The 18,711-nt window shown below is 52.5% G+C and carries 17 protein-coding genes and 2 tRNA genes; 3 read left to right on the forward strand and 16 right to left on the reverse strand.

Going from position 1 to position 18,711, the window contains the following annotated elements; translation table 11 throughout:
* The first annotated feature begins 67 nt into the window (after positions 1-67).
* Entirely contained in the window at positions 68-1,375 is a 1,308-nt protein-coding gene (locus BUB68_RS06585) for a flagellin N-terminal helical domain-containing protein (RefSeq protein ID WP_073089308.1), read from the forward strand.
* A 75-nt stretch (positions 1,376-1,450) separates the two neighbouring features.
* Here BUB68_RS06585 and leuS read toward each other — a convergent pair whose 3' ends face one another.
* The 13 genes from leuS to BUB68_RS06650 all read right to left on the reverse strand — a co-directional run bounded on the left by leuS (position 1,451) and on the right by BUB68_RS06650 (position 14,052).
* Entirely contained in the window at positions 1,451-3,925 is a 2,475-nt protein-coding gene (gene leuS, locus BUB68_RS06590; RefSeq protein ID WP_073089310.1) for a leucine--tRNA ligase, read from the reverse strand.
* 71 nt (positions 3,926-3,996) lie between these two features.
* Positions 3,997-4,926 carry a YitT family protein gene (locus BUB68_RS06595; protein ID WP_073089312.1) on the reverse strand — a complete coding sequence of 310 codons (930 nt, stop codon included), beginning with the start codon at positions 4,924-4,926 and terminating at the stop codon, positions 3,997-3,999.
* Positions 4,927-4,951: 25 nt separating this feature from the next.
* On the reverse strand, positions 4,952-5,755 hold the full coding sequence (locus tag BUB68_RS06600; protein ID WP_073089314.1) for a Nif3-like dinuclear metal center hexameric protein: 804 nt from the start codon (positions 5,753-5,755) through the stop codon (positions 4,952-4,954).
* Positions 5,749-6,438, reverse strand: a complete 690-nt coding sequence (locus BUB68_RS06605; RefSeq protein ID WP_073089316.1) for a tRNA (adenine(22)-N(1))-methyltransferase — start codon at positions 6,436-6,438, stop codon at positions 5,749-5,751. Before BUB68_RS06605 ends, BUB68_RS06600 begins: the two co-directional genes overlap by 7 nt.
* A gap of 61 nt (positions 6,439-6,499) precedes the next feature.
* A tRNA-Asn gene (locus BUB68_RS06610) sits at positions 6,500-6,575 on the reverse strand.
* A gap of 79 nt (positions 6,576-6,654) precedes the next feature.
* Positions 6,655-7,797, reverse strand: coding sequence for an RNA polymerase sigma factor RpoD (gene rpoD, locus BUB68_RS06615; protein ID WP_073089319.1), 1,143 nt, complete (start codon positions 7,795-7,797; stop codon positions 6,655-6,657).
* 41 nt (positions 7,798-7,838) lie between these two features.
* Positions 7,839-9,641, reverse strand: a complete 1,803-nt coding sequence (gene dnaG, locus BUB68_RS06620; RefSeq protein WP_073089321.1) for a DNA primase — start codon at positions 9,639-9,641, stop codon at positions 7,839-7,841.
* Between the two features lie 159 nt (positions 9,642-9,800).
* Positions 9,801-10,817, reverse strand: coding sequence for a deoxyguanosinetriphosphate triphosphohydrolase (locus BUB68_RS06625; protein WP_073089324.1), 1,017 nt, complete (start codon positions 10,815-10,817; stop codon positions 9,801-9,803).
* A 103-nt stretch (positions 10,818-10,920) separates the two neighbouring features.
* Positions 10,921-11,520 carry a nitroreductase gene (locus BUB68_RS06630; protein ID WP_073089326.1) on the reverse strand — a complete coding sequence of 200 codons (600 nt, stop codon included), beginning with the start codon at positions 11,518-11,520 and terminating at the stop codon, positions 10,921-10,923.
* Between the two features lie 9 nt (positions 11,521-11,529).
* On the reverse strand, positions 11,530-11,916 hold the full coding sequence (dhaM, locus tag BUB68_RS06635) for a dihydroxyacetone kinase phosphoryl donor subunit DhaM (protein ID WP_073089327.1): 387 nt from the start codon (positions 11,914-11,916) through the stop codon (positions 11,530-11,532).
* 44 nt (positions 11,917-11,960) lie between these two features.
* Positions 11,961-12,584 (reverse strand): dihydroxyacetone kinase subunit DhaL, encoded by a 624-nt coding sequence (dhaL, locus tag BUB68_RS06640; protein ID WP_073089329.1) that lies wholly within the window; start codon positions 12,582-12,584, stop codon positions 11,961-11,963.
* Positions 12,585-12,597: 13 nt separating this feature from the next.
* Positions 12,598-13,587 (reverse strand): dihydroxyacetone kinase subunit DhaK, encoded by a 990-nt coding sequence (gene dhaK / locus BUB68_RS06645; protein WP_073089332.1) that lies wholly within the window; start codon positions 13,585-13,587, stop codon positions 12,598-12,600.
* Between the two features lie 84 nt (positions 13,588-13,671).
* Complete coding sequence (locus tag BUB68_RS06650) at positions 13,672-14,052, reverse strand: universal stress protein (protein ID WP_014425027.1); 381 nt, start codon at positions 14,050-14,052, stop codon at positions 13,672-13,674.
* Between the two features lie 192 nt (positions 14,053-14,244).
* Between BUB68_RS06650 and BUB68_RS06655 the strand changes: the two genes are divergently transcribed.
* Together BUB68_RS06655 and trxA are read left to right on the forward strand one after the other, a co-directional pair.
* Positions 14,245-14,321: transfer RNA gene (locus tag BUB68_RS06655), tRNA-Pro, on the forward strand.
* Positions 14,322-14,476: 155 nt separating this feature from the next.
* Positions 14,477-14,785 carry a thioredoxin gene (gene trxA, locus BUB68_RS06660; protein ID WP_073089334.1) on the forward strand — a complete coding sequence of 103 codons (309 nt, stop codon included), beginning with the start codon at positions 14,477-14,479 and terminating at the stop codon, positions 14,783-14,785.
* 688 nt (positions 14,786-15,473) lie between these two features.
* On the opposite strand, the gene BUB68_RS06665 is transcribed toward trxA, so the two are convergent.
* The 3 genes from BUB68_RS06665 to glmU all read right to left on the reverse strand — a co-directional run bounded on the left by BUB68_RS06665 (position 15,474) and on the right by glmU (position 18,701).
* Complete coding sequence (locus tag BUB68_RS06665; protein WP_143188104.1) at positions 15,474-16,151, reverse strand: Crp/Fnr family transcriptional regulator; 678 nt, start codon at positions 16,149-16,151, stop codon at positions 15,474-15,476.
* An 88-nt stretch (positions 16,152-16,239) separates the two neighbouring features.
* Positions 16,240-17,187 carry a ribose-phosphate diphosphokinase gene (locus BUB68_RS06670; protein ID WP_073089336.1) on the reverse strand — a complete coding sequence of 316 codons (948 nt, stop codon included), beginning with the start codon at positions 17,185-17,187 and terminating at the stop codon, positions 16,240-16,242.
* Between the two features lie 149 nt (positions 17,188-17,336).
* The gene (glmU, locus tag BUB68_RS06675; protein WP_073089338.1) at positions 17,337-18,701 is read right to left on the reverse strand and encodes a bifunctional UDP-N-acetylglucosamine diphosphorylase/glucosamine-1-phosphate N-acetyltransferase GlmU; all 1,365 of its coding nucleotides are present in this window, start codon (positions 18,699-18,701) and stop codon (positions 17,337-17,339) included.
* Positions 18,702-18,711: the final 10 nt, after the last annotated feature.

Consider the following 18,711-nt stretch of genomic DNA (forward strand, 5'->3'; position numbering starts at 1 on the left):
TTTTGTGCTAGACTGATTGTAAGCGAATATTCGGATTTTTCACCCATAAGACAAGGAGGTCTTAGCCATGATGGTAAGCAATTCCGTGATGTCCACGAACATCGTGAACATTATCGGAACGCATCAGAGCAAGCTGGCCAGGCATATGCAGCATCTGGCCACAGGTATGAGGGCCACCTGTGATAACGACCCTTCCGGGTGGGCCATCGGTCAGCGCATGGACGTGCGGATACGTGGCATTGACCAGGCCTGCCGCAATGCTCAATTTTCCCAAAGCATGTTGAAAACAGCCGAAGGCGGTATCAGCTCCACCATCGACCTGCTGCGCAATCTCAAGGAAAAGGCGATTGAAGCCGCCAGCGATACCTGCACGGATAGCGACCGCCGCACGATCCAGAAGTTATTCGACCAGTATGGTGACCAGATCGACGACAATGCCAATATTACCTTCAACGGGAAGCTCCTCCTGGATGGTTCCCTGAATTCCCCTGCCCTGGACACGGCTCAAGTACTGACCAACAAAAGCCTGGCTGCAGATACCACCGCCAGCACAAAGCTGACGGATCTTCTGCGGCGGGACGGTGACAGCCTGAACATACTGGCCACAGATACCGTAAATCTTTCCTATGTGAAGGATGGCCATACATATTATGGAAGTTACAGTGCCGGTACGACCACACTCGCCGATATGCTGGCGGAGTTCAACAACATCGATGGGACGATTTTTGCCTCCGGTGCCCTGCAGGATACCAGCCTTATCGGCACCGATTCTGCCGGCAATACGATCTATACAAGTGATAATGAAAACGCCATTTCCTTCACGGCAGCTGCCACCGGGCTGGATGGTGCCATTTCCGGCCTTACCGTCAGCGTTACGGACAAGGACGGACAGATAAAAAAGGCCGCCACTACAGCCCTGAATGATTTCCACGAAAGCATCGAGCCCCGGAACAAACAGTCCGGCGGTCTTTTTTACACCGCCACCAGTGCCGATGCCAACCGCGGTATGACCAGTGCCATCGGCGATATGCGCGGCTACAGCCTGGGTGTGGTCAGCAAAGACGGCAAAGGACTGGATGTAAGCACACAGAAAAGTGCTAATGCCGCGCTATCTGCCCTGGACAGGGCTTTGGAGCGGGCACTTGACCAGCAGACCACCATCGGTGCCATGTCCATGCGGTTGGAATACACCATCAGCAACCTGACCACAGAAAGCGAGAACCTTACCGCCGCCATGTCCACCATTACCGATACGGATATGGCCAGAGAGATGACGAAATTCACCAAGGAAAACATCCTTCTGCAGGCAGCGCAGGCCATGCTGGCCCAAAACAATCATCAGGCCGGCTGGTTCCTGAGCCTGCTGCAAAGCTGATACAGCCTGCACGCTAAAAAGCAGTGGAAAAGTCACGTTGTGACTTTTCCACTGCTTTTCTATTGGTTATTGGCTTTATTTCACTACGATATTGACGAGCTTCTTCGGCACACAGATGACCTTCACGATGGTCTTGCCCTCGGTGAGTTCCTTAGCGCGGGGCAGTTCCTTGACAGCCTCTTCCATGGCTGCTCTGTCGATGTCAGCCGGCAGGGTGATGCGGTCTCTTACCTTGCCGTTGATCTGCAGCACGATTTCGATTTCCGCCAGCTTCGTGGCCTCTTCCTCGTACTTGGGCCACTGCTGCTGATGCACGCTGCCCTCGCCAAAGAGGTTGCTCCAGAGCTCTTCTGTGATATGCGGAGCAAAGGGAGCCAGCATCTTAATCAGGGCGCCAGCGAATTCGCGGGCCAGGCCAACATTGAGTTCCTTATCCTGGAACGCATAAGCGGCATTGACCAGTTCCATGATGGAAGAAATCGCCGTGTTGAACATGAAGCGGTCGCGGATATCTTCCGTAACCTTCTTGATGGTCACATGGAGCACGCGGCGCAGTTCCTTTTCGTCCTTGGTCAGCGCGGATACATCATATTCATCCTGGCCAGCCTTGACCATATCTTCGAAGTGGTCGAGGATACGCCATACGCGGCCCAGGAAGCGGAACGCACCTTCCACGCCCTGATCGCTCCATTCCAGGTCACGATCCACAGGAGCCGCAAACAGGATGAAGAGGCGGGCCGTATCAGCACCGTACTTGGCAATGATCTCTTCCGGCGAAACCACGTTGCCCTTGGACTTACTCATCTTGGAGCCGTCTTTGAGCACCATTCCCTGCGTCAGCAGGTTAGAGAAAGGTTCATCAAAGTCCACAAGGCCGGCATCATGGAGCACCTTGGTGAAGAAGCGGGAATACAGGAGATGCAATATGGCATGCTCGATACCGCCGATGTACTGGTCAACAGGAGCCCAGTAGTTCACCTTGTCCTTGGCAAAGGGTGCCTGGTCGTTCTTCGGGTCGGTGTAGCGCAGGTAATACCAGGAGGAGCAGATAAAGGTATCCATGGTATCCGTTTCCCGCTTGGCATCAGCGCCGCACTGCGGGCACTTGCAGTTGACGAATTCCTCGCTCGTGGCCAGCGGCGACAGAGCGCCGCTGTCAAAGGAAACATCCTCCGGCAGGCGTACCGGCAGGTCCTTTTCCGGTACAAGCACTTCGCCGCAGTGCGGGCAGTGGATTACCGGAATCGGCGCGCCCCAATAACGCTGACGGGAAATCAGCCAGTCACGCAGGCGGTAGTTGACCTTACGCTTGCCAAAGCCCTGAGCTTCGGCTTCATCAATGATGCCACTCATGGCCTTGTGGATTTCCATGCCCGTGAACTTGCCGGAGTTTACAAGCACGCCGTCCTTATCCGTATAAGCAGCGTCCATTTCCTCCAGCTTGAGTTCTTTGTCCTTGGGCTGCAGGGTCAGGATGATGGGCAGGTCATACTTCTTGGCAAACATCCAGTCGCGCTGGTCGCCGGAAGGCACGCCCATAACGGCACCCGTGCCGTAATCAGCCAGCACGTAGTTAGTCACCCAGAGCTGGGCCTTGTTGCCGTTGAACGGATTGATAGCGTAAACGCCCGTGAAGATACCTTCCTTCTCGGATTCGCTGGAAGTACGCTCCATTTCGGACTGATTGCGTACCTTATCGCAGAAGGCCTTGATTTCTGCAGCCTTCGGGTTATTCTCGCAGATTTTCTCCACCAGCGGGTTTTCGGCAGCCAGAGCCACGAAGGTAATGCCGTAAGCCGTGTCAGGACGGGTGGTGTAAACGGAAAGCTTTTCCTCCATTCCTTCTACAGGCATCTCGAATTCCAGACCTTCGCTGCGGCCAATCCAGTTGTCCTGCATGGTCTTGACGCGTTCCGGCCAGCCCTTGAGCTTATCGAGGTCCTTCAAGAGCACATCGGCATAATCCGTGATCTTCAGGAACCACTGGGACAGGTCCTTCTTCTGGACTTCAGAGTCACAGCGCCAGCACTTGCCGTCGATAACCTGCTCATTGGCCAAAACCGTACCGCAGGTGTCGCACCAGTTAACAGAAGCCTTTTTCTTGTAAGCCAGTCCTTTTTTGTAGAAGAGCTCGAAGAGCCACTGCGTCCACTTGTAGTATTCCGGAGTGCACGTGATAGCCTCGCGATCCCAATCGTAGGACAGGCCCATGGAACGCTGCTGGCGCTTCATGTTCTCGATATTGGAGAACGTCCAGTCAGCGGGTTTTACATTATGTTTGATGGCAGCGTTCTCTGCCGGCATGCCAAAGGAGTCAAAGCCCATGGGATGAAGCACATTGAAGCCCTCCATGGTCTTGTAGCGGGCCATCACATCACCGATGGAGTAGTTGCGGACATGCCCCATATGCAGATTGCCCGAAGGATACGGAAACATCTCCAGCGCGTAATACTTCGGACGGTTCTCGTCCATTTCCGTCTTAAAGGCAGAATCGGCTTCCCATTTATCCTGCCATTTCTTTTCTATCTCCTGTGGTGAATACTTATCCAAGCTAATCTCCTCCTGTTTTGTTTCACAATTAGATGTATTATACCCTACATCGGACGAAATCGCAACCTTTGTTACACTTGTCCACTCTCAATTTCCCTTTGTCTTTCCTGCTCTTCCAGCCATTTGCTGCGGGCATCCTGATAGCTCTCACAGGCCAGGGTAAAGCCCTTGCCGGACACCTCCGATGTATCGGACACGATCATGAAGGCCTGCGGGTCATAATGATCCACGATAGCCTTGACCCGGCTGACCTGCGTCAGACGCACCACGATGAACAGAACGTCCTTATGCTCCCGGGCAAATCCGCCCTTGCCCTCAAGATAGGTCACACCGCGATGGACATTTTCCATGATTTCCTGACAGATCTGTTCTGCTGCCGGAGACACGATGAAAATCGACTTTTCCCGATTGAGACCAGCCGCCACACGATTGGTAAGCTCTGCCGTCACATAGATGGATACCAGTGTATAAAGCGCTTCATCAATGTTGAACATCCAGGCCGAAGCCATGACAATGATGAAGTTCATCACGAAGATACAGGTTCCCATATCCAGGGAATAGAACTTCTTGGCCACGGCTCCCAACACATCCAGACCGCCAGTATTGGCGTTGGCCCGGAAAATGATGCCAAAGCCGATGCCCGCCATGACACCGCCGAAGATGGCATTGAGCATGCCATCCTGGGTGATGTTCCAATCCACCATAAAATGCGTGGCATCGAGAATCAGCGACAGCACCACCGTACCCACAATGGTATCCCAGGCATAGAGCCGGCCAAACACTCGATAAGCCAGGTACAGGATAGGCAGGTTGTAGACGATATTCTGCATACCTACAGGCAGACCCGTCAGATAATAGATAATCAAGGCCACACCACTGATGCCGCCAGTCAGCAGATGGGCAGGGATAATAAAGAGGTTGAACCCCAAACAGACAATCAGTGCCCCCAGCGTGATCTGCAGGTAGCGCAGGGCCTGTTTCGTAAACTCATTCCGCAACATACATTCATTCCTAAAACTTTTTTATTCAGATTATCGTAAAGAAATCCCGCGATTCCTGATCCGCGATAACTTCCATATCGTACTCAGCCAGTTCTTCTGCCAGCCGTTTGCGCAGGACTTCCACCACCGGGAATTCCGTGGCAAAATGGCCGGCATCAATCACATGCATGCCAAGTTCCACGGCCATCTGAGCTTCGTGATACTTCACATCCCCGGTTACATAGACATCAGCCCCCATAAAGGACGCCTTCTGGATGAATTCAGCACCACTGCCGCTGCAAAGGGCCACCTTGCGCACCGGACGCGCCCCGGCATTGACCAGCCGCACATGTTCAGTTGGCAGGGCCTCCCTGACCTGACGGGCAAAGTCTTCCACAGCCATCGGCGCGGGCAGGCTGCCCATACGCCCCAGACTTTCCACCGTGCCATCTGCCTCCTGGGAGGTAATCACAAAGGTGGATAGCCTGCCCAGACCAATTTTCGCCGCCAGTACATCATTGACGCCACCCACGGCAATATCCAGATTGGTATGAGCCGCCGCCACGGCGATATCATGCTTCAGCAGCTGCTGAAGTCTCGCCCCCAGTGGCAAATCCGTGCGAATTTTCTTGAGTCCCTTGAAAATCAAGGGATGATGCGCCACAATCATATCCGCACCTTCGCGGACAGCCTGCTTTACCACATCATCACTGACATCCAGGCACACGAGGATCTTGCGGATATCCTGATTGAAACCGCCGACCAGCAGTCCCGGATTATCCCAGTCCTCCGCCAGCCGTTTGGGAGCAATGCGCTCCAACGCGTCCATCACTACCTGACACTTTACCATGTTAGCCGTTCCTCCAAAGCCTTGACACGCCGCTTGATCACACCATACCGGCGGTCGCCCTTCGCCCGCTCGCTCTTTTCCATGCCGCTCAGGATACGGCGCTGCTGGAACAGCAAGGCTTCGATATGATGCCTGAGCAAAGGCGGTTTCTTCTTCCACAGTTTCGGACCGACCAGCAGGTCAAGCCCCGAAGGTTTCTTGCGGGCACCCTTCTCTGCCTTGAGGATCTCATAGATGCGGCCATCGTCAATGACGAGGTTCTCATCCACGATATGCCATGCATGATCATAAAGCCATTCCCGCAGTTCCGGTGCACCATTCATAGGCTGAAGCACCAAGGTTGTCAGCTTCTCTGTAACTTCCGGTTGGGCTTCCAGGATGGTATTCATCAAAATGCCGCCCATGCCGGCAATGCAGACCGTATCCACTTCACCGGGCTGCAGTACGGCCAAGCCGTCACCAATGCGCACGGAAATAACGTCTTCACCAATGGCGTGTTCATGGACGGTACGCTTAGCCGCCTCATATGGTCCCCGGTTCAGATCTCCGGCCACCACAAAATCCGATTTGCCCTGCTCAATAAGGGCTACAGCCAGATAGCCATGGTCCGTGCCGATATCAGCCACACGGCTCTTTTCCGGCACAAAATCAGCCAATGCCTGTAATCTGTCATCTAAATGCATAAGGATGCCTCCCTTCCAATAAGAAAAGGGTGTAACAAATCGTTACACCCTTGTATATTCATGGCTCCCCGAGCGGGACTCGAACCTGCGACATATGGATTAACAGTCCACCGTTCTACCGACTGAACTATCGGGGAATGTACATTGATGCTCACGCATCAGTAGGTTTATTATAGTGGACAGTCACTCTAATGTCAAGGGAAAAATCCCCACCTATCAATCCAGGAAGTCCTTGAGCTTGCGGCTGCGGCTCGGATGGCGCAGCTTGCGCAGGGCCTTGGCTTCAATCTGACGGATACGCTCACGGGTAACCCCGAAGCTCTGCCCCACTTCTTCCAGTGTCCGTGCCCGGCCATCATCAAGGCCGAAACGCAGGCGCAGGACTTTTTCCTCACGCGGCGTCAAGGTATCGAGCACTTCTTCGAGCTGCTCCTTGAGGAGCATGAAAGAAGCCGCATCAGCCGGTGCCGGTGCATCCTGGTCCTCGATGAAATCGCCCAGATGGGAGTCTTCCTCTTCGCCGATTGGCGTTTCCAAAGATACAGGCTCCTGAGCAATCTTCATGATTTCCCGCACGCGTTCCACGCTGATATCCATTTCCTTGGCAATCTCTTCCGGCGACGGTTCGCGTCCGAGCTGCTGCAGGAGCTGGCGGGATACGCGAATCAGCTTGTTGATGGTCTCGACCATATGCACCGGAATGCGGATGGTACGCGCCTGATCCGCAATAGCGCGGGTAATGGCCTGACGAATCCACCAGGTCGCATAGGTACTGAACTTATACCCCTTGGTATAGTCAAACTTCTCAACTGCTTTGATAAGACCTAAGTTGCCCTCCTGAATCAGATCCAGGAACAGCATACCACGGCCCACATAGCGCTTGGCGATGCTGACGACCAGACGCAGGTTGGCTTCAGCCAGGCGCTTCTGGGCAATCTCATCGCCCTCCTGCATGCGCTTGGCCAGTGCCACTTCTTCATCAGCCGTAAGCAGGGGCACACGGCCGATTTCCTTCAGGTACATGCGCACAGGATCATCAATGCTGATGCCCTCGGGTACGGAAAGGTCAATCTCGACTTCTTCCGCATCCTTGTCGTCAATATCAATATCATCATCCCCTACATCCGTGGTAGAGGAATCATCCACAATCTCGATACCCTGCTGGCTGAAGGTATCATACATGCGGTCGATTTCGTCAGGGGTCAGGTCTTCCTGCTGGAGAGCTTCTACGAGTTCTCCATAAGTCAATGTACCACCGTTTTTATTTCCTTTAGACAACAGATTTTCCACAATCTGCGAACTGTGGTTCTTACTGCCAGCCTCAGCCTGTGCGACACCCTTCTTTTTCGCTTCAGCCATTCAGCATACCCCTTTCCACGACCTTAATCTTCCATACGATTTCACTCAAGTTGCAATTCTTCCATTTCGGTTTTGATTTGCTGGGCCTTATTGAGTTCCTCAATATAGCCCGTATCCCCGGCCTGGGATAATTCCATGGCCTTTTGGGAATGTTTGATATAGCACAAGTTCAGATATGCCTTGCGCAACACACCAACTGCCTTGGTATAGGCATCGGTTTCACTGAGGACGCCCAAGTCCTCCACCATGGCTCGCGACAACTCGGCCACGGCTTCCTCGCTTAACTTGTCAGCGACCTCAATATCATTAGTTTTCTGCCCTTGGGCGGCTAAATCCTGCAAATAAAGAAAAATTTCCCGCTGGGCATTGTCGCCAATCGACTCCAATGGCACCATCGCGGCCAAATGCTGCAGGATGCCGCTGTCCTGCCAGGCCAGGCGGATAGCAATGCGCCCCGCCCGCTGCAGGGCCGTATCCGTGCGCCGGCTGGCCTGCCGGATAGGTACACGGGGAGCTTCCGCCTCCGATAGCGGCAATGGCTGATGGCTGAACCTGCGCAGTTCATCCCGCACAATGCCCTCATCCAGAAGCAGCGCCTGCGCCAGGCGCTTGATATACTCCCCGAGCAGTGCCGGTTCCCGGATACCGGTCAGCACCGGCAGCATGGCATGGAGTGCCTTTACCTTGCCCTCCAAAGTATCATAAGCAAAATGTTTCAACACGTATTGCAGGCGGTATTCCACCAGTGGCAAAGCCTTCTTGACGAGCTCCTGAAAAGCCGGTGCCCCGTGCTTGCGGATATACTCATCGGGATCTTTGCCATCCGGCACCACGATGACCTTCACATCCGCGCCTGTGCCCTGCACGATGGACAGGGCACGGATTGTTGCCTTCTGCCCGGCCTCATCACTATCGTAGCAGAAACAGATAGCCGGCGCATAGCGCATCAGCAGCTTGCAATGTTCCGGCGTGAATGCCGTCCCCAAAGAAGCCACCACATTCTTCACTCCGGCGCTGAAAACAGCGATGGCATCCATATAGCCTTCCACCACGATGGCAAAACCGGCATTCTGGATGGCCCGATGCGCCCGGTCCAGCCCAAAGAGGATGCGCCGCTTATTGAAGATCACCGTTTCCGGTGTGTTCAGATACTTGGGCGTACTGTCATCTAATACGCGGCCGCCAAAGCCGACCACCCGTCCCCGTTCATCGGCAATGGGAATCATGACACGGTTGCGGAACCGGTCATATACACCTTCACCATTCTTACGCTCTGCGGCCAGCCCCCCTGCGAGCAAATATTCCTGCTTCACTCCACGCTTCAAAAAGGCGGTGGACAACTTATCCCAGGCATTAGGGGCAAACCCCAGTTTGAATTCTTCAATGGTTTCCGCAGAAATAGCACGGCCTTCAAAATAAGCCTTCCCCGGCTCACCCAACCTTGTCATGGTCAGGCAGTTATGAAAAAAGTCCCGCGCCATCTCATTGACCTTGCGCAAATCTGCAATTTCCTTTTCCCGGGCCAGTTCCCGCGGCGACTTCTGCCTTTGCGGCAGCGGTATGCCGAGCTTTTCTGCCTGCAGCTTAATAGCTTCAAAATAAGAGATGTTTTCAATGAGTGATAAGAACTTGAATACATTCCCTCCGGCATGGCAGCCAAAGCAATAGAAAAAGCCCTTGTCCGGAACCACAGAAAAAGAAGGGGTCTTCTCACCGTGAAAGGGACAGCAGCCCCAATAACGGTTTCCCTTGCGCTTCAAGGGAACATAACTCTGCACAACCTGCAGGAGGTCTGATTGAGCATTCACTTGCTCAACAAACTCATCCATTTCCTCTCTGTGCATAAAAACCCCTCTTCTGATTAAACCATGGTAATTTGCAAGATACTCGTATACAATTCGCTATTTTTTAGCAATATCCTTCTTTTTTTCGAAAATTTTCTGCGTTTACTATAACATTTTTTGCATACAGTTCTTTTACATTATAGTATTCTACCCACTTTGTCAATATCCTTTTTTATTTTTTTCCACCGTTCTGCCCATGGGCGGCATAAAAATCTCCTCGAACAAAGCCACGGCATAACTGTCCGTGAGCCCTGCCACATAGTCCGTGACAATCTGCTGCCGCCCCCAGCGGGCTTCACGCTGGATAAACTCCGGCGGCAGCTGGCTCGTATGGTGCAGGAAATAATGATATAGTTCCCTGAGCACGAAGGAAGCCTGTTCCCTCTCCCGGGAAAGCCGATTGGAATGATAGATGTGCTCGAACATGAAATTCCGGAATACATCCATCGTCTGCTTGATGACCGGCGACTGCAAGATCTCACCAGTGCCCTGGGAGGTCATGATCATATCCGCCACCATGCTCGTAATCATCCGGGAAGTGTCCGGCCCCAATTTCGCGTAGATCTCTGCCGGCAGATCGCCGGGCTTCAGCAGCCCCGCCCGCAGGCTGTCATCATAATCGTGGCAGAGATAGGCAATGCGGTCTGCTGTGCGCACGATACGGCCTTCCAGCGTCTTGGGCAAATGCCTGCCCGTATGATTTACTATACCGTCCTTGACCTCGAAGGTCAGATTAAGGCCCTGGCCGCTCCGTTCCAGATACTCCACCACCCGCAGGCTCTGCTCGTTGTGGGTGAAATGGCCAGTGAGTTCAGCCATAACAGATTCCCCTGCATGACCAAAAGGCGTATGGCCCACATCATGGCCTAAAGCGATGGCCTCGGCCAAATCCTCATTGAGCTGCAAGCCTCGGGCAATGGTGCGGGAAATCTGTGCTACTTCGAGGCTGTGCGTCATGCGGGTGCGGTAATGGTCTCCGGCCACGATATAGACCTGCGTCTTATGCTTCAGGCGGCGAAAACACTTGGAATGGAGGATCCTGTCCCTGTCCCGCTGGAATTTGGTGCGGAAATCACATTCCTCCATGGGGTATTTGCGCCTTGCTTCCCGGCTCTTGGCCGCCAGAGGCGACAAAATCCTGTATTCCTGTTCCTCCGTACGTTCCCTGATTTTCATTTCTGTCACCTCCGTAATTTGCTGAAATTCTCATTCAATATTATACACGAATCTGCGTAAATGAAAAGCGGAGGTATCCCTCCGCCTTGTATGCACGGCTTTGTCAGCCGATATAGGTCACTTCATTGCCTCTGATATTCACGATGTTACGGTTGGGCAGGCCATCCGGCATATCCGGATAGCCAAGGCTCAGCGAAGCGAACACCCACTCATCCTCAGCCAGGCCCAGCTCATGGAGATAAGCCAGCAGCACCGGATTATCCTGCAGCCAGCGCAACTGATTGATCCAGCAAGCGCCCAAGTCCAAAGCATTGGCTGCCAGCAGCATGTTTTCCATAGCCGCACAGGCATCAGCCATATTGTTGCCATAATCCTTCTTATTGGCCACGACAATCAGCACGGGGGCATTGTACTTGAAAACATAATTGCCCTTCTTGGAAAGCTTGATTGCCCCGCCAATATTAGCTTCATTCTCCGGCGTAATCTCCATTTTAGCAAATTCGGCCTGCACCAGCTCCACTAATCTATCCAGTACAGCAGCATCGCGAATCACCAGAAAGTGATTCGTATTCTTGCTCTTGCCGCTAGGGGCCCGTCGGCCTGCCTCGATAACCTTTGCCAACAGCTCATCCGCTACCATTTCTGGTTTGAACTTACGGGTACTGTGCCGGGTAGCAATTACATGCAATGTGTCTTTTTCCATGAGAATCTCCTATTCCGGGAACTTACGGACATTGTAAGCTTCCTTGATCTTGACCGCCAATTCTTCCAGGGTAATGCCGCCGGTGGATTCCACAGCCGCCAGCACAGCGCCTTCCACCAGAGGACAATCCAGCATCATGACCTTCTTATCCTCCATATCCTCCACCACGATTTCCGTGGTCATCACGGCACTGCCCATATCCATCAGCACGGCCACGCCGTCTTCCGAATACACTTCTTCCACAGCCGCACTGATCCTGGCATAGCTTGTCCCCAGCTCCCCATCTTCCAGACCGCCGGCCGCAGCCAGAGGCGCATCCGGTGCCATCATCCTGGCGATTTCCACAACCCCTGCTGCCAATTTTTCACTATGTGATACGATTACTATCCCGACCAAATTTCTCCCCCCACCGAGAAAACCAAATTACTTGCTAAAAAGGTCTATAGACATTTTACCATTTCTTCGAGCATATATAAAGAGGATGTTGCACCCGGGTCCTGATGGCCGAGACTGCGTTCCCCCAAATAGCTTGCCCGTCCCTTGGTGGCGATGATGGTCTTGGTGTATTCCACACCCTCTTTGGCTGCGGCCACGGCTTTTTCCAATGCCTCCTTGAGCTCCGCACCGCCATCTACTGCTTCCGCTAAAGCCTTATAGGCCGGGCAGAGAGCATCGAGCATGGTCTTTTCCCCCATCTCGGACTTGCCCCGCATCTTGATGCCTCCAATAGCAGCTTCCATCGCAGCGGCAAAGTCAGCGGCACTGGCCTCATTCTTGCCCTTCAGCACATTACCAGCCTTCATGAAAGCCGTACCATAAAGAGGCCCTGAGGCACCGCCCACATGGGAAACCAGCTGCATGCCCACACCTTTAAGCATTGCACCGATATCACTATTTTCCCATTCCGGCAGTTTTTCCAGCACGGCTTTAAAGCCCCGCTCCAGATTGATGCCATGGTCACCGTCACCGATCTCATTGTCCAATTGCGTCAAAAAGTCTTTTTCTGCTTCCATCCGTGCGGCAATGGCACGGATGATCCCTGCCGCTTTTGCTGTGTCTAACATAATATCTCTCCTCTTAACGTTTCCAAGCGGGGGTATCTGCCTTGGCATCATACAGAGCCTTCATCTCATCATCAAGGCGCAGCAGCGTCAGGGAGAAGCCCGCCATCTCAATGGAAGTCATATAATTGCCCACCATGGTGTCATAGACCTTGATGCCCTGTTCCTTGAGATAATCCTGTACGAAATTGTTGATGATATAGAGTTCCATCAAAGGCGTTGCGCCCATGCCGTTAACCAACACCACGACTTCCTGGTTCTTATAATCAATATCGGCCAAGATCTTGTCGAGCAGTTTTTTGGCCGTTTCATCTGCCGTGCTGAGCCGTTCCCGAGTTGTACCCGGCTCACCATGGATACCAATACCAATTTCCACTTCGTCCTCAGCCAATTCAAAGCCTGGCTTGCCAGCTGCAGGCACCGTGCAGGGTGAGATTGCCATCCCCATCGTGCGAACATTGGCAATCACCTTTTCGGCTACAGCCTTAACCTCTGCAAGACTGGCGCCTGCTTCGGCTTTGGCTCCAGCAATCTTGTGTACCAGCACAGTACCAGCTACACCGCGGCGTCCCGTAGTATAAAGGCTGTCCTTGACCGCCACATCATCATTGACCACCACATAATCGGCCTCGATGTCCTCATCTTTTGCCATATCGATGGCCATCTCAAAATTCATCACGTCACCGGTGTAATTCTTGACAATGCAGAGCACGCCTTTGTCCGCAGCTACTGCCTGTATCCCGGCCAGGATCTTATCCGGCGTCGGTGAAGTAAAGACTGCTCCGGCCACGGCTGCATCCAGCATTCCTTCGCCCACGAAGCCACCATGTGCCGGCTCATGGCCGCTGCCGCCGCCACTGACCAGCGCCACCTTGCCTTCCTTTTTCTGTGCCCGTACAACAATGTTGCCTTCTTCTAATTTCTTCAGCTTCTGGGGGGCTGATTTCACCAGACCGAGAATCATCTGTTCCTCTACTGACTCTACACCGTTGATCAGTTTCTTCATTATCTATATCCTCCCTTAGGGCAACCGCCCTCTCTATACGCAATAACAGACAGTTCCCCTCCAGAAACTGTCTGTCTGGTATGCTTATTTGATAACCATTACGGGAATCGGTGACTCCTCAATGACCTTCTGGCTCACACTGCCAATCAATGCGCCCTTGAAAAGTCCGAGGCCACGGCTGCCCATGATGATCATATCACTATGCTCCTGCGCAGCCACACGGATGATAGCCTTGTGGATACTGCCGGTCTCCACATGCTTGGCCGCCCGCAAGTCCTCGGGAATCTTCTCCCAGATACGGTCAAAGACTATATGACTGGGAATGTCCTTGTTGATGTTGCTGGACACATAGACAAAATCCAAATCGGCTTTGCATTTCTCTGCGAGAAAAATAGCCTCATCCACCGCTTTGCAGCCATTAACCGAACCGTCAACAGGCACGAGGATCTTTTGAATCTTCCCCATACTAAAACCTCCCCTGAGTTTATTCATCACTTTGTTTACTATTTCGCTCCTATCCAGTATAAATCCTGCAAAATCCCCCGAGAAAATCCATGCTCCACTGACTTTTTCGCCCCCTGTAAATTTTTTTGCATATTTTTTTAAAAAAGTGCTTGACACATGTATCGATTATCCGTATAATATTTCTTGTGATTGCGGGATGTGGCACAGTTTGGTAGCGCGCTTCGTTCGGGACGAAGAGGCCGCAGGTTCGAATCCTGTCATCCCGACCATTGAGAGGTCAAGCCAGTAACTTCGGTTACTGGCTTTTTTGCTATCTTTCAGCATATATATTGACATTGTGAGCCGGTTACATAAAATTGGTCGATTAACTGTTATAATAAGGACAACAAGAAAAAACTTAGCATATTTCCAGGAGGAATATATTATGGCAACAACCGTTATTACCAAAGATAATTTCCAAAGCGAAGTACTGGATCAGCCCGGCACGGTACTCATTGACTTCTGGGCAGAATGGTGTGGCCCCTGCCGGATGCTCTCCCCCATCATTGACGAAGTGGCAGCAGGAAATCCTGCCGTAAAAGTCGGCAAGGTCAATGTGGATGAACAGCAGGAACTGGCCGCCCAGTTCGGCATCATGAGCATCCCCACCCTGCTCGTGTTCAAAAACGGCCAGAAAGTCAACGAATCCTTAGGACTTATTCCCAAGGAACAGGTAGAAAAACTTATCGGCTAAAAGATAAAGATAACATATTCCTTAACAGCAAAAATCCCGCTGACATCCAATGCCAGCGGGATTTTTTATAAATTACAGTTTGTTGGATAGTTCGTGCCAAAGATACCTCGTTCATACGCCGTCAGGGGTTCACGGGGGAGTGCTTTTTCTGTTTCCGCTAAACGACCCTCCCTGCAAGGTTAGAGCTACTTAGTTAGATGCGCCGGGCAGGCCAGCGGCGCGTCTTTCAGCGTGCTCTTTAGCTGCTGCTTGTGTCGGGCCGGTCTTCGCCATCGCTCAGACAGTCGCTCCCACAGAAAAAGCACTCCCCCGTTCGCCCCAAGGCACGATTTTTGTCATTGGCACGAACCGTTTCTCCCGTAACAAGCACATCGATGTGTTTGCAGCTTTCAGCCGGAACATAGCAGTATACACCAACGTAACTTTGGGTGGAGGTGGGGATGCTTTTTCGCCGACGGAACGACTGTCCGAACGAAGTGAGGACTGGCCCGCAAACAGCATGTACTGGAAGCTTCGTTGATAGACGCGCCGCCGGCCTGCCCGGCGCAGGTTACTGGAAGTTGCGTACTTTTGCTGGCGGGTCATTTAGTGGAGCGGCGAAAAAGTATTCCCACCTCCGCCCCGATGTTTTGTGACAAATTGTGTTCAGGCGCGCACCAACAAACCGCAACTTGTATGTGCATGCCTTTTATTTTCCGGCCAATTGCTTCATCGCATCCCTATCGATGATTTTGATGCAGCCCCGGGAGTTCTTTATCAGGCCTTCCTGATTGAAATACTTCACCAGGCGGCTGACCACTTCCCTGGCCGTGCCCATAAAGCGGGCAATCTGCTCATGGGTCAGATGGATTTCCGCTGAACCATTTTTCTCGCTTTCTTCCAATAAGAAGATGGCGAGCCTGCGGTCAGCTGAGAAGAACAATACCTGCTGCATCTTCCAGAGCATATCGGACAAACGGCGGGTGGCCATCTGATAGCCGTAACAACGCACCTGAATATTACCATCGGATAATTTGCGGAAGGCCGGTGATTTGATCAGCAAAGCTTCCGTATCTTCCTCGGCATCTACATAAACCTCAAAGGTCAGCGAATCCAACACACAAGGTGCAGACAAGATACCCACATCATCGGCAAAAAGCCGGTAAAGCGTGACCTCCCGTCCATCCTCAGACATGGTATAGACACGCAGCTGACCTTTTTTCAGCAGATGCACACCAATGCAATCCAAAGCTCCCTGATGGACATGGGTCCCCTTGGGATAATGTACGATTTTGGAACCGGCAGTCAATATCTCTTTTTCCGTCGCCGACAAATGCGGCCAAAAATCAAAGTGACGGATAAATAAATCCATAAATTCTGAAGACAAAACAATCCCCTCCCCCATCATTCAGGTAAAAAAAGTGCCCCCATGAAGGAGGCAACTTTTTGCTGTGTTCTTCTCAATCCCAATATCCTTAGCGGAAGAGCTGGCTTACAGAGCGATGGCTCTGGATGCGCATGATCACATCACCGATAGCATCAGCCAGAGACAACGTCACGAACTTGTCGGACTGCTTCTCCGGCGGCAGCGGAATCGTGTTGGTGATGACCAGCTTTTCAATGCAGGAGTCATTGATGCGCTGCACAGCCGGATCACTCAGGATAGCATGGGAGCAGGAAGCGAAGACGCGCTTTGCACCCTGTTTTTCAAGAGCCTTGGCACCTTCACAGAGAGAACCAGCCGTATCGACGATATCGTCGATGATGATAGCCGTCTTGCCCTTCACATCGCCAATCAGGTTCATGACCTCAGCGCAGCCCGGTTTCGGACGACGTTTTTCGATGATGGCAATGGGAGCATGGAGATGGTCAGCCAGCACACGGGCACGAGTTACACCGCCCAGGTCCGGGGAAACCACGACTACATCTTCCAGCTTCTGGGAGCGGAAATAGTTGGCAATAGTCGGAGCTGCTGCCAGATGATCCACAGGGATATCGAAGAAGCCCTGGATCTGACCAGCATGGAGGTCTACGGTTACAACGCGGGTTACGCCAGCGGTAGTCATGAGATTTGCTACCAGTTTTGCAGAAATCGGCTCACGGCCGCGAGTCTTGCGGTCCTGACGAGCGTAAGCATAGTAGGGAACAACTGCCGTTACGCTATGGGCGGAAGCGCGCTTGCAGGCATCTGCCATAATCAAGAGTTCCATCAGGTTGTCATTTACCGGATAGGAAGTCGGCTGAATGATGAAGATGTCCTTGCCGCGAATGCTTTCGCTGATCATTACCTGAGTCTCACCATTGTTGAAATGACCGACATATGCATCGCAAAGATTCACGCCGATATGATCAGCAATCTCTTTTGCCAGCTGCGGATTAGCGTTACCGGTCAGGATGCATAAGTTTCCAGTGTCTAAAGCCATTTTGTAAAAGTCCTCCAAATCTTTCTTTTCCTAAAAGTTAACACATCTTGGGGAAGTGACACATGTCACTTTCTATCTACAACAGTATAGCACTGTTTGTATTTTACATAAAGTCCTTATTTATGATTGTTTAGGAAATTATTTATAAATCATTTGCGCTTGTCAGCCCAGCCCTCGATATTCGTCTGGCGGGCACGGGCGATAGCCAGGTTATTGCTGGGTACCTTCTTGGTGATGGTGGAACCGGCACCGATATATGCGCCATCCTCTACTTCCACTGGTGCAACGAGGTTGGAGTTGCAGCCCACGAAGGCATCATTGCCGATTTTCGTGCGGAACTTAGTCTTGCCATCGTAGTTGACCGTAATCGTACCGCAGCCCATGTTGACACCGGAACCCATGTCCGTATCGCCGATATAGGACAGATGCGGCAGTTTGGAACCTTCGCCAATCACGGAATTCTTGACTTCCACGAAGTTGCCCATCTTGACACCAGCCATCAGATGGGAATCCGGACGGATATGGTTGAACTGGCCGAGAATCACGCCATCATCAATCACGCAGTCATGGTAATAGCCGAACTGGCCCATGACCTTGTTGCCCATCTTGACATCCTGCAGGCGAACGCAGGGGCCCACTTCACAATCCTCACCGATCACGGTATTGCCTTCAATCCAGGTCTGAGGATAGATGACCGTATCGCGGCCAATTCTGACATCACAGTCCACATAAGTGGTATCAGGATCCATGATGGTCACGCCTTCAGCCATGAGTTCTTCATTCTTGCGGCGGCGCAGGATTTTCTCTGCTCCGGAAAGCTGCAGACGGGAGTTGATGCCCAGCGTGGATTCATAATCGTCAGCAGCTACAGCCCAGATCTTTTCGCCCTGTTTCTGGAGGATTTCCAGCACATCCGGCAGATAGTATTCGCCCTGGGCATTGTCGTTGGTAACCTGCTTGAGGGAGTCAAAGAGTGCACGGGCATCAAAGCAGTAGATACCGGAGTTGACTTCCTTGACTTCGCGTTCCGCTTCCGTAGCATCCTTGTGCTCCACAATCTTGAGCACGCTGCCGTCTTCGGCACGGATGATGCGGCCGTACCCCGTAGCATCCGGCATGATGGCCGTGAGCACCGTAGCCTTGGCCTGCGCTTCCACATGGGACTCATAGAGTTTCTTGAGCAGGTCGCCCGTCAAAAGCGGCGTATCCCCGCAGAGCACCATGACCGTGCCCTGCTCGTCTTTCAGCAAATCTGCGGTCTGAAGCACAGCATGGCCCGTGCCCAGCTGTTCCTTCTGCTCAGCAAATTCCGCCTGTGCGCCCAGCGCTTCGCGGACAGCCTCGCCACCGAAACCAGTGACAACGATATTGCGCTTGGCACCGGCTGCCTTGGCGGCATCGATGACATGCTGCACCATGGACTTGCCGGCTGCCTTATGCAGGACCTTCGGGAGCTTGGATTTCATGCGGGTGCCCTTGCCAGCGGCAAGGATTACAGTTACTAAATCTGACATTTTCTATGTC

The sequence above is a fragment of the Pseudoselenomonas ruminantium genome, from assembly GCF_900142515.1.
Classification (GTDB): domain Bacteria; phylum Bacillota; class Negativicutes; order Selenomonadales; family Selenomonadaceae; genus Selenomonas_A; species Selenomonas_A ruminantium_D.